This window comes from Thorsellia anophelis DSM 18579 (assembly GCF_900111395.1).
Taxonomy (GTDB): domain Bacteria; phylum Pseudomonadota; class Gammaproteobacteria; order Enterobacterales; family Thorselliaceae; genus Thorsellia; species Thorsellia anophelis.
In genome coordinates, this window is the sequence record NZ_FOHV01000007.1 from 84,624 (window position 1) to 96,178 (window position 11,555).

The window sequence follows — 11,555 nt, forward strand, 5'->3', positions numbered from 1 at the left end:
TGCTCATTTAATTTGCTTTGCTTATTGAAATAACGCGCTCCCTTAATCTTAAAATGCCATACACAAGTGGCAATTTAATGATTAGGGAGAAGCTTTAAATTAGATAAATTTACGTTATTAATTATTAACCTGTAACTTAGTACTCGCACTTTCGGTTTTCATGATGGTTTCATCCTCTTCTTCAGGAATATCTTCAAAGCCAAGCACTAACGTTAAAACAAATGATAATACAATTGCAAGTGCAATGAGTCCAAATACCCATGCAATACTCATAGGATTATTGACATCGAAAAACTGCACACTGGTAAATAAGCTAGGGGCAGCCATAGAATGGCTTGCTAATCCAGCCATACCTGCGATAGCTCCAACAATAAACCCAGTAATTAAACAAGCAATCAAAGGTCTTTTTAATCGAACCAGTACACCATATAAAGCTGGCTCTGATATACCCGCGAATATAGCCGAAGCCCCTGCTGCAAGAGCAGTTTGTCTAAGTGCACTATTTTTTGTTTTAAACGCAACGGCTAAAGACGCGCCACCCATACCTAAATTAGCGCCAATTTCAGATGGCATTACCATTCCTTCTTTACCTGTTTCGGCAATCGTTTGAATGATAGTCGGAGTGAAGACACGGTGCATACCAGTTAAGACAAGTAACGGCCATAATGCCCCCATAATCGCCACAGACAACCATCCTAAATAATTATGTATGGTGTACACGATTGAAGAGATACCTGTTCCTATCCATATGCCAGCAGGGCCAATGAGCGAAATGGCAATAGGTGCTGCAATTAAAACAATTAACATAGGTTTTAAGAAGTTTTTAGTTACAACAGGGGTAATCTTATCGACCCATCTTTCAATATATGACAGTATCCAAGTCATCAATAACGCAGGGATGACAGTGTAAGTATACTTTACTGAGGTGATAGGGATACCCATGAAATCAACTTCAGTACCCTTTGCTGCTTGAGCCATGAGATCAACAAAATTAGGATGTACCAGTACGCCTGCAATACCTATGGCAAGTGACATGTTAGTTTTAAATTTGATCGATGCGGATGCTGCAACCATGATAGGGAGAAAGAAAAAAGCGCCGTCACCAATGGTATTTAAGATAATCATGCTTGGGTCTTTTGCATCATATAGCTTAAACATAATAAGTACCATGGCAAGTAATTTGACCATAGATCCGCCAATAATTGCAGGAATTAAAGGAGACATCGTCCCTATTAGGGCATCTAATATGCCTGAACCGATAGATTTTAATGTGATTTTTCGCCTAACTGTTTCTGTTGATGCGGTTTTAGTACCGAGTTGTGTCATACACGCTTTATAAGCATCGGATACATCGTTGCCAATAATTACTTGGCATTGATTTTCGTTTTGAACAATCCCCATAACACCTTTGATGGCCTTAATTTGTTCTGCTTGTATTAAATTAGGATCAATCACGACAAATCGAAGCCTTGTCATACAATGGGTTAATGCTTCGATATTCGATGGGCCGCCTATTTTATCTATTATTGTTTTCGCGAGAGATTTAAAATCTTTAGACATGATGCATACTCCTATATTGGACTTTATATATTATGTTACTGATAACATGTTACCAGTAATTTTAAACCTTAAAAGATTCAATTCTAAGCATGATTAAAAATTGAGACATGAGTCAAACTTTTAAGTGTTTATAGCGCATATTTGTATTGTAATGCTGTTTTGCATGAACTAAGTGATTAAATAAACTAAAATGGCTATCAGAACTTTACTTATATAAGTATTCCAAAGAAGGCAGGTTTGATAAATATATAATAAGATAGCGTGTATGTACGTGACTGCTGTGGATGTGTTATTTTGAATCGATTTTTTGAGTTAGGGACTTAATTATAGAAGACGGAGAGTTAGCCAAAATACATGATTTGAATTTAAATTGGGTTAATTGTTTTAAAATAACCCTTAACAACAAAATGCTACTAAGGGTTGATAGGTTTTAATCAGTTGTTTTTAATAATGCTACTGATTGATAAGGCTGTAGTAATAGAGTATTTGATTGGTCATTCACTGATAAATCAGGATAATTATTAGTGATTATTTTCCAACTGGAAAAATCAATTAATTGTGTCAATAGTTCATTTAAATCAACTGTTATTTCAGTACTAAAAAAATTATTTAACACAATTAACGTTTGTGTTTTTTGCCCTTGAGTCCAATCTCGTTGGTACGCAAAAATTGAATCATGTTCAAACATAAGTGGCTTGATAGCCCCTTCTGCAATCACAGGATAAGTTTTTCTAAGTTTTATCAATGTTTGGTAATGATAAAAGATTGAATCCTTATCTTGTAGATTAGCTTCGACATTAATAAACTTAGCCTCATTAGGAATATCAATCCAAGGTTGTTGTGTCGAAAATCCTGAGAATAGTGAATTATCCCATACGATTGGTGTTCTCGCATTATCCCGTGAACGGGCGCCGAGTACTGCCAAAATATCGCTCTCAGATCGTCCTTGTTGTTTTAAAATATCAAAATAATTTAAACTTTCTACATCACGGTAATAACTGATGTCATCAAAATAAGCATTGCCCATCCCAATTTCTTCACCTTGATAAATATAGGGTGTTCCTCTCATCAAATGTAACGTGGTGGCTAACATTTTTGCTGATTGCTTTCTATACTCTTTGTCATTACCGAACCTTGAGACGACTCTTGGTTGATCATGGTTACACCAAAATAAAGCCATCCAAGCATTAGCGTGTTGCATGCCAAGTTGCCATTCAAATAAAATGGACTTGAGTAATTTGAAATCAAGATCAGCAAGTATCCATTTATTGTTATTCGCATAATCGACTTTAAGGTGGTGGAAGTTAAATACCATAGAGAGTTGGTCTTGAGAGCTATTTGCATATTGGACACATTTCTCTAATGTGGTAGAGGACATCTCTCCAACAGTAAGTGCATTCGGGTTTTTACCAAAAGAGTTCAGATTTAATTCACGTAAATACTCGCTGACTTTGGGTCCATCGGTATAAAAACGTCTGCCATCGCCGATATCATCGTTTTCGAATGTTTCTGGCTTAGAAATCAGATTGATCACATCAAATCTAAATCCATTTACGCCTTTTTGTTGCCAAAAATTGACAATGTTCGCCATTTCTTGTCGTACAGACGTTTGATTCCAATTTAAATCAGCCTGAGTGACATCAAAAAGATGTAAATAGTAAAGATTAAGGTCTGGTACAAACTCCCATGCACTTCCACCAAATTTGGAATGCCAGTTTGACGGGGCGCTGCCATCTTTATTTGGAGGAAGAAATAGATAATAATTTTGGTAGTCTTTATCCCCATTAATTGCTTTTTGAAACCACTCATGTTCAGTGGATGTATGATTAAACACCATATCTAGCATGATATCGATACCGCGAGTTTTTGCTTCAATGCACAGCAGTTCAAAGTCATCCATCGTGCCGAAATCGGGGTCTATTTTATAATAATCTGATACATCATATCCATTATCTCTTTGGGGAGATTCAAAGCAGGCATTAAGCCAAATACAATCAATACCGAGTGTAGCGAGATAATCTAATTTACTGATAATTCCTTGAAAATCACCAATACCATCACCATTACTATCACAAAATGATTTTGGATAAATTTGATAAATTACTTTTTGACTATACGATCGATTCATTAATATATCCTATTAAAGTGTAGGGTTGATTCAATTAAGTTATATAACATTTAAAGGTACTTGTGATTAACTTACCTGCACATTTTTAAAATGACGACTACGCTTAGAAGCTAATAAGGTTAAAGTAAATGGCACAATAACTGCAACGAGCATAGCTACAAAAAACATAGGTATATGCAAAGTTTGTATCGCTAAAAATCCAGGAATGCCACCTACACCAATTGAGTTAGCCATTACGCCTGAACCAACTGAAATGACTGCCGCAATTGCTGAGCCTATCATGGCACATATAAACGGAAACCCATATTTAAGATTTACCCCAAACATGGCAGGTTCAGTCACACCTAAATAACAAGAAATGGCAGAGGGTATGGCAATTTGCTTGGCTTTTTCATCTTTACGCTGGATATAAATCATAGCTAGGACTGCTGAGCCTTGCGCTATGTTAGATAATGCGATCATTGGCCAAAGATTCGTTCCGCCAAATTGACTCATAAGTTGAAGATCGATGGCATTTGTCATGTGGTGGAGCCCAGTGATAACGAGAGGAGCATATAAAAAACCAAATAAGGCTGCAAATAACCATCCAAATGAAGAAGTTAATCCAGAATTCACAACAGATGAAATAAAATCACCAATAGTCCAACCAATTGGCCCTAAGACAACATGCGCAATGATGACAGTAGGTAGGAGCGTTAAAAATGGCACAATAACAATACGCACGACCTCAGGAATGATTCGTGTGAAAAAACGCTCTAAATACACGAGTACAAAACCGGCTAAGATCGCCGGAATGACCTGCGCTTGGTAGCCAATCATTGGAATACTAGCAAATCCAAAATTCCATTGAGGGATATTTTCAGCGGCGGTTTGTGCAACTGAATAAGCATTAAGTAATTGAGGTGAAACCAAGGTAATCCCAAGGATGATACCGAGTATTTGTGTGGTGCCCATTTTTCGGGTAATTGACCACGTTATACCAACAGGTAGAAAGTGAAATATGGCCTCGCCGATTAACCATAAAAAATGATTGACCCCAGCCCAAAATTGACTGGTTTTAACAAGAGGTTCATTACCGAAAAAACCAATATCACCAATCACATTTCGAAACCCTAGAATTAATCCACCGCAAATGATAGCAGGGATGAGAGGTGCAAAAATTTCTGCAATATTGGACATAATTTTTTGTATCACAGTTTGATTTGATTTTGCACTTTGAGTTAATGTGGATTTATCCACACCTTCAATTCCTGTGAATACAACAAACTGTTTATAAAAGGCCGCAACGTCATTACCAATGATTACCTGAAATTGACCTGATTGTGTGAAAGTCCCTTTGACACTATTAAGCTTGCTTATAGCTTCAATGTCTGCAAGTTCAGGATTAACTAATACAAATCTTAATCTTGTCATACAGTGAGTTAAAGCATTGATGTTTTCTTTACCACCGATTAAGCGTGTAAGCTCTGCTACTTCTTCTTGATATTTACTCATTAAGTTACTCCTCATTTGCATTTTTAACCTGTACGTATAGGTATTATGGAGGCAATTGCTGAAGCAACAAGTAAAAAGGTTAAAAAATGTGAGCGAGATCATGAAATAAAAAAACTCCCCTATGCTATGTGTATTTCTGATATTCATGAATTTTATTATTAGAATAAATACCCTAATTCACTTATATGTAAATATATAACTTAGGCTAATTTTCTGCTTCATTTCTATCAATCGATAGCTGTTTTTCCGTTTATTATAATAAATCATTTATCATTATTTAGAGTTACCTCATTATGGCACTCCATCAAGTGAAGAGGATTTTTTTCCTTGAGTACAGCTTCGGAAAGCTCTTCAAATAATTAATTAATTCTATTTATATTGCCTGCGTCACAAAATTAGATCATGGTTAGTGACATTATTCGGAATTTAAATGATAATTATTCCGTAATTCGGAACTTTGTTTTTTTATACGCAGGAGTGAAATATGCCAATCATCAAAATTAACGATCTTAAACAAGCTTACTTGAACGCACTATTAAAGCGAAATATGGAAGAAAGTGCAGCAAATCGATTGGCGGATGCATTTGTTGAAATGGCAAATGAAGGAATTTATTCCCATGGTATTAATCGGTTTCCTGTATTTATCTCTCAGGTGGATAAGGGTGATATTCAACTTAATGCAAAGCCCGAATGCGTTAATTCATTTGGAGCATTAGAACAATGGGATTGTCATTTCGGACCAGGGGTATTAAATGGGCTATTGTGCGCACAAAGGGCGATGGATATAGCAAAACAATTTGGGATTGGCATGGTAGGAATGAAAAATTCTAATCATTGGATGCGAGGGGGCACCTATGTGCTAAAAATGGCTCGTCAAGGTTTTGCAGGCATCGCATCGACTAATTCAATGGCTGTGATGCCTGCATGGGGAGGGAAAGATCATCGGATCGGTTCTAATCCACTCGTTATGGCAATTGCTGGCGATCCACCTGTTCTGGTTGATTGCTCCATGAGTCAATTTTCTTATGGGCAACTTCAAAATCATGTTTTGAATAATAAAACTTTGCCTGTAGTAGGTGGTTATGATAGCGAAGGTAATTTAACTCAAGATCCTCATGAATTATGGAAAACCAAACGATTACTTCCAATGGGGTTTTGGAAAGGTTCATCGATGTCAATTGTACTAGATATGATGCTAACTGCTATTTCAGGTGGAAATTCTGTTCCTGCATTAACAGAGGATAGAAAAGGTGAGTTTGGTGTATCTCAGTTTTTAATTGCGATTGATTTGAGTAAAACAATGGAGGCAACACAGTTTTCCTCTGAAATGGCAAGAATCAGAGAGTATGTACTAGCATCAGAACTAGCTGAAACAGGCCAGCTATCAATCGCAGGATCTAATATTGATAATTATATCAAGTTACACCAAGAACAAGGTGGAATTCATATTCATGATGAGATATGGCAACAAATAATATCGCTTTAAATCAGAATAGGGGACGGCTATGAATCATGTGCTGAATAAATTTTGGGCAAGTATACACTTTGTTATTTTTAGTTTGATGTTCTTCATGATGGTTATTGTATTTGCAAACGTTGTGATGCGGTATGGATTATCATCTGGTATTCGAGTTTCTGCTGAATTATCTAGATTAGGATTAGTTTGGGTCGTCATGTTAGGTACAGCGATTGTTGTGAAGCAAGAAACTCACCTAGCAGTAACAGAATTTTCGGAAAGATTTTTTCCAAAATTAGTACCTATATTAAAACGATTGAATTATCTGATTATTCTTGGGTTGATGATGTTATTTATGATAGGCACATATAATCAAACACTTGCAAATTGGGGAGATATTTCTCAACTAACTGGTTTACCATCTGGTTTATTTTACTTATCAGGTTTTATTTCATCTATTTTGATAGGTTTAATCGCACTTGTTCGAGTCATTAATCCAGCCTTTATGCTTGATAATGCAGAGGAGCAATAATATGACGCTAACAATTTTTTTGGCGGTACTGATAGGATCTATTTTACTCAGGCTACCTGTGGCATTTGCGTTGCTGCTTTCATCCATTGCGCTTATGATTCATTTGGATATGTTCAGTGCCGATATTCTTACGCAATCGCTTATCAATGGCGTGGATAATTCAACCTTGCTTGCCATTCCTTTTTTTCTTGTCGCAGGAGAGGTGATGGCCTCTGGTGGGCTCTCTCAAAGAATCGTACGCTTAGCTTCTGCTCATTTCGGTCATTTTAAAGGTGGTTTAGGGTATGTAGCTATTTTTACTTCAGTGTTACTTGCTGGACTATCGGGTTCTGCTGTTGCTGATGCAGCAGCACTAGTGAGTATTTTATATCCGATGATGAAAGGTGCAAAATATCCAGAGGCACCATCAATGGGATTATTAGCATCAGGCGGTATCATAGCTCCTGTAATCCCACCTTCTATTCCACTGATATTGGTGGGTGTTGCAGGTGGAATTTCAATAAAAAATTTATTTTTAGGCGGAATTGTACCAGGCTTATTAATGGGATTAACGCTCATTATTGTTTGGCGTTTGATTGTTGCAAAAGGGACAGTTGAAACGCAACCAAAAGCAACAAAACTTGAAAAAAGAGCTGCATTGAAAGATGGTATTTGGGCATTGTTTTTGCCATTAATTATTATTGTCGGTATTCGTTTTGGGGTGTTTACACCAACAGAAGCTGCAGTCGTTGCTGCTGTATATGCGATAACGATATCTACATTTGTGTATAAGGAATTAACTTGGAAACGTTTTTATCATATTTTGTTAGGTGCAGGTAAAGCTACTGCAATGGTAATGTTCCTTGTGGGTTCAGCGATGGTTGCAGCATGGCTAATTACCGTCGCCCAACTACCACAGCAGTTATCTGAATTACTCAATCCATTAATTGACAGTCCAAGAGCGTTAATGGCAGTTATTATGCTATTAGTGTTATTAATCGGAATGGTGATGGATCTTAGTCCAACCATACTGATTCTTGTACCGTTATTAATGCCAGTTGTTAAGCTTGCGGGTATCGATCCTACCTATTTTGGTTTGATGTTTGTGATTAACTGTTCAATAGGATTATTAACACCTCCTGTCGGAACAGTATTAAATGTAGTGTGTGGGGTTGCTAAAGTTCAGATATCGACAGCAGTAAAAGGTGTATTGCCTTTTATTGCTGCCTATATTTTATTATTGGGAATATTTGTTATCTTTCCAAGTATTATCACTGTTCCATTAGCGATAATGATTGGATAACTTCATTTCGGAGATATGATATGAAAAAAATTGTGATGGGACTTACTTTAACCGCAAGTTTAATGATTGTCATGACTGCGTCAGCTGAAACAGTCATTAAACTTGCTCATGCTGCTCCAGAAACAGACTTACAACAAAATTTATCTTTATTTTTTAAGAAAGAAGTTGAAAGTCGTAGTAATGGGAGCTTAAAAGTTAATATCTATCCTCAAGGGCAGCTTGGTAATGACAAACAAATGATTGATGGTGCACGATCAGGCATTATTGATATCAGTATGGTGGGGTTAAATAATTACAGTGGTTTTTTACCCGAAGCCACAGTTTTTGAACTGCCATTTATGTTTACCTCACGAGAGGATGCTTATAAGGCATTAGATGGAGAGGCTGGCACTTTTTTACTTGAAAAAATGGAAGGAATAGGATTAAAGGGGTTGGGGTATCCTGAAAATGGCTTTAGAAATATCACGAATAATAAACATCCAATCAAAAATCCAGAGGATTTAAATGGATTGCAGATGAGAGTCAATAATTCTAAAGCCTTAAATGATATGTTCAATATGCTAGGCGCAAATCCGCAACAAATACCTGTTGCTGAGCTATACACAGCGCTTGAAACAGGTGTTGTAGACTCACAAGACCACCCTATTGGTGTAACTTATTCCTTTAGGTTTAATGAAGTGCAAAAGTATTTAAGTCTAACGCAGCATGCTTACTCTCCACTTGTACTGACCTTTAATATGAAAAAATTTGATGCCTTAACTTCCGAAGAACAAGACATTATTCGCGAAGTGGCTAAAGAGGCAGTCGCGTTGCAGAGAAATTTAAGTAAAGACAAAGAAGAACAAATGATATCTGAATTAGAAAGCGGTGGCATGAGTGTTAATCGTGATGTGAATAGTCAGGCATTCCAAGAAGCAGTTAAACCTGTTTGGGATAATTACATCAAAGAGTATGGCGATGATTTTATCAAGAAAATACAAGCAACAAAATAGCCTTATCTGATGGAGATAAGACACTAACACGTTCAAATTGATGGTGTTGCGTGTTGGTGTCTATATTTGATGGTGATCATAGGAGACATTATGTATAAAAAGCTCAAACAAAATGTATTGGAGGCGAATCTTTTATTGCCAAAGCATGGTTTAGTCACTTTTACATGGGGGAATGTATCTGAAATAGATCGCAACTTAGGTGCTATCGCGATAAAACCTTCAGGTGTTTCTTATGAGACAATGCAGTTAGATGATATTGTTGTGCTTGATCTTGACGGTAATGTCATTGAAGGAAAATTAAATCCCTCTAGTGATACTCCTACACATATCGAATTGTATAAAGCATTTAACAATATTCATGGTATCGTTCATACTCACTCAAGATATGCCACGATTTGGGCTCAATCAGGGTGTAATATACCGGCATTAGGCACGACGCATGCGGATTATTTTTATGGCGATATTCCCTGCACTCGAGCGTTAACAGATGCAGAGATACGTCATGAATATGAAAAAAATACAGGTAAGGTGATTATCTCGTTATTTCAAGAGAAAAAAATTGATCCTCAGGCGATGCCTGGTGTCATCTTGACTTCGCATGCGCCTTTTACATGGGGTAAAAATGCCCTAGATGCTGTCCATAATGCTGTTGTCTTAGAAGAGATAGCATTAATGGCGATACATACCCTAGCGATTAATCCAAGAATGGCAATCGATAAGGCATTATTAGATAAGCATTACACGAGAAAGCATGGCGCAAATGCTTATTATGGTCAGAAATAGGGGGACGCATGTTAAATGCATTAGCACTTGATTTGGATGGTACCGTACTTAATAGCCATCATCAGATATCAGCCTACCTTAAAAAAACGGTTACAGAGATAGCAAAAAAATATCCCGTTTTTATTGTGACAGGACGTCACCACGCTGCGGCAAGACCCTATCATCAGCAACTTGGATTAACCACACCCATTATTTGCTGTAATGGCACCTATGCTTACAACTATGCTAAAGATGAAGCCTTTCTTGCAAACCCCATCAATCGTGAACATGCATTGATGTTATATGAACATTTAATCTCGCATGCACTAAAGACGGTGGTTTATACACGTGACTATATGGCATTTGATAATAAAAACCCGCCAGACTATATCCAATCATTGATAGCATGGGCCGCAACAAATGCACAAGAATATGACATTATCCGAGGATTGGATGATTTGAGACAGGAGATTTTAAATCATGCATATATATGGAAAATGGTGGTGGAAGGGGATGGTGTAGAAGCAATTATGCAAGATTCAGATATCAATCAGTATTTTGTCTGCGAACAATCTTGGCATAATCGATTTGATATTTCAGCGATAGGTAATACTAAAGGTAGTGCATTGGTTAAGTTATTAGCTGAATTAGATTTATCTGACAAGAAAGTGGTCGCTGTGGGTGATAACTATAATGATATTTCAATGTTTAAGGTGGCTGAACATAGTATTGCGATGGCCAATGCTGCTGCTAACGTCAAAGCGCATTCAATCAGTGTGACTGAAAAATCAAATGATGATGACAACAGTTTAGCCGATACCTTAGCCAGCCTTTTCCTTTCGGGGGCAAAATGATCATAGGACAATTAGGCACATTAGATGCCTCTAAATTGCAGGCAATCTATCCCGAGATAGTGAATAAAATTATTCACTATCTCTTAAGTCTAGAGTTAACCCATTTACCAAATGGGCGCCATAGTCTCCCATTTGTTGAAGCTGAAAAAGGGTGGATACAAGTCTTAACTTATCAAACGCAACCGCTTGCCACGCTTCAGCCAGAAAAGCATGATTTCTATTCCGATCTACAGCTTATTATATCGGGAAGTGAAACAATGGGATTTTCGTTTTTAGATGATAAAGCGATTTTTTCGGGTGAATATCAGCAGCATCGAGACATTCAATATTTTGAATTGCATTCGGTGAATTTAAATTTCATCAACATGCATCCACTTGATTTTTGTCTATTCACACCGAATGTGATTCATATAACAAATATAGACATTCCCCTTCAAAGCCATGAAGTTAAAAAATTAGTCGTCAAAATTCACAATGATTTATTAGGGATTTAAA

General features: G+C 36.9%; 10 protein-coding genes. 7 read left to right on the plus strand and 3 right to left on the minus strand.

The window, feature by feature from the left end; all coding sequences use genetic code 11:
* Positions 1-117 precede the first annotated feature (117 nt).
* From ascF to treP, 3 genes are all read right to left on the minus strand, one after another.
* The gene (gene ascF / locus BMW37_RS05815; protein WP_093318531.1) at positions 118-1,560 is read right to left on the minus strand and encodes a PTS cellobiose/arbutin/salicin transporter subunit IIBC; all 1,443 of its coding nucleotides are present in this window, start codon (positions 1,558-1,560) and stop codon (positions 118-120) included.
* Between the two features lie 430 nt (positions 1,561-1,990).
* Complete coding sequence (gene treC, locus BMW37_RS05820; protein ID WP_093318532.1) at positions 1,991-3,688, minus strand: alpha,alpha-phosphotrehalase; 1,698 nt, start codon at positions 3,686-3,688, stop codon at positions 1,991-1,993.
* Positions 3,689-3,754: 66 nt separating this feature from the next.
* Positions 3,755-5,182, minus strand: a complete 1,428-nt coding sequence (treP, locus tag BMW37_RS05825) for a PTS system trehalose-specific EIIBC component (RefSeq protein WP_093318533.1) — start codon at positions 5,180-5,182, stop codon at positions 3,755-3,757.
* Between the two features lie 484 nt (positions 5,183-5,666).
* On the opposite strand from treP, the gene yiaK reads away from it, so the two are divergent.
* The 7 genes from yiaK (at position 5,667) to BMW37_RS05860 (ending at position 11,554) form a co-directional block, all read left to right on the plus strand.
* A complete protein-coding gene (gene yiaK, locus BMW37_RS05830) occupies positions 5,667-6,668 on the plus strand; it encodes a 3-dehydro-L-gulonate 2-dehydrogenase (protein ID WP_093318535.1) in 1,002 nt (333 codons plus the stop codon).
* Between the two features lie 19 nt (positions 6,669-6,687).
* The gene (locus BMW37_RS05835) at positions 6,688-7,170 is read left to right on the plus strand and encodes a TRAP transporter small permease (protein ID WP_093318537.1); all 483 of its coding nucleotides are present in this window, start codon (positions 6,688-6,690) and stop codon (positions 7,168-7,170) included.
* Between the two features lies 1 nt (position 7,171).
* A complete protein-coding gene (locus BMW37_RS05840) occupies positions 7,172-8,452 on the plus strand; it encodes a TRAP transporter large permease subunit (RefSeq protein WP_093318539.1) in 1,281 nt (426 codons plus the stop codon).
* Positions 8,453-8,472: 20 nt separating this feature from the next.
* Complete coding sequence (locus BMW37_RS05845) at positions 8,473-9,444, plus strand: TRAP transporter substrate-binding protein (protein ID WP_093318541.1); 972 nt, start codon at positions 8,473-8,475, stop codon at positions 9,442-9,444.
* 90 nt (positions 9,445-9,534) lie between these two features.
* The gene (locus BMW37_RS05850) at positions 9,535-10,227 is read left to right on the plus strand and encodes an L-ribulose-5-phosphate 4-epimerase (RefSeq protein WP_093318543.1); all 693 of its coding nucleotides are present in this window, start codon (positions 9,535-9,537) and stop codon (positions 10,225-10,227) included.
* Positions 10,228-10,235: 8 nt separating this feature from the next.
* Positions 10,236-11,060, plus strand: a complete 825-nt coding sequence (locus BMW37_RS05855; protein ID WP_093318545.1) for an HAD family hydrolase — start codon at positions 10,236-10,238, stop codon at positions 11,058-11,060.
* Positions 11,057-11,554: a NanQ anomerase/TabA/YiaL family protein gene (locus BMW37_RS05860; protein WP_093318547.1), complete on the plus strand. Its 498-nt coding sequence runs from the start codon at positions 11,057-11,059 to the stop codon at positions 11,552-11,554. Before BMW37_RS05855 ends, BMW37_RS05860 begins: the two co-directional genes overlap by 4 nt.
* Position 11,555: the final 1 nt, after the last annotated feature.

What these genes read in the sequence shown, in the direction of transcription:
- ascF (WP_093318531.1), bottom strand. Translation starts at nt 1,560, where the DNA reads ATGTCTAAAGATTTTAAATCTCTCGCGAAAACAATAATAGATAAAATA.
- treC (WP_093318532.1), bottom strand. Translation starts at nt 3,688, where the DNA reads ATGAATCGATCGTATAGTCAAAAAGTAATTTATCAAATTTATCCAAAA.
- treP (WP_093318533.1), bottom strand. Translation starts at nt 5,182, where the DNA reads ATGAGTAAATATCAAGAAGAAGTAGCAGAGCTTACACGCTTAATCGGT.
- yiaK (WP_093318535.1), top strand. Translation starts at nt 5,667, where the DNA reads ATGCCAATCATCAAAATTAACGATCTTAAACAAGCTTACTTGAACGCA.
- BMW37_RS05835 (WP_093318537.1), top strand. Translation starts at nt 6,688, where the DNA reads ATGAATCATGTGCTGAATAAATTTTGGGCAAGTATACACTTTGTTATT.
- BMW37_RS05840 (WP_093318539.1), top strand. Translation starts at nt 7,172, where the DNA reads ATGACGCTAACAATTTTTTTGGCGGTACTGATAGGATCTATTTTACTC.
- BMW37_RS05845 (WP_093318541.1), top strand. Translation starts at nt 8,473, where the DNA reads ATGAAAAAAATTGTGATGGGACTTACTTTAACCGCAAGTTTAATGATT.
- BMW37_RS05850 (WP_093318543.1), top strand. Translation starts at nt 9,535, where the DNA reads ATGTATAAAAAGCTCAAACAAAATGTATTGGAGGCGAATCTTTTATTG.
- BMW37_RS05855 (WP_093318545.1), top strand. Translation starts at nt 10,236, where the DNA reads ATGTTAAATGCATTAGCACTTGATTTGGATGGTACCGTACTTAATAGC.
- BMW37_RS05860 (WP_093318547.1), top strand. Translation starts at nt 11,057, where the DNA reads ATGATCATAGGACAATTAGGCACATTAGATGCCTCTAAATTGCAGGCA.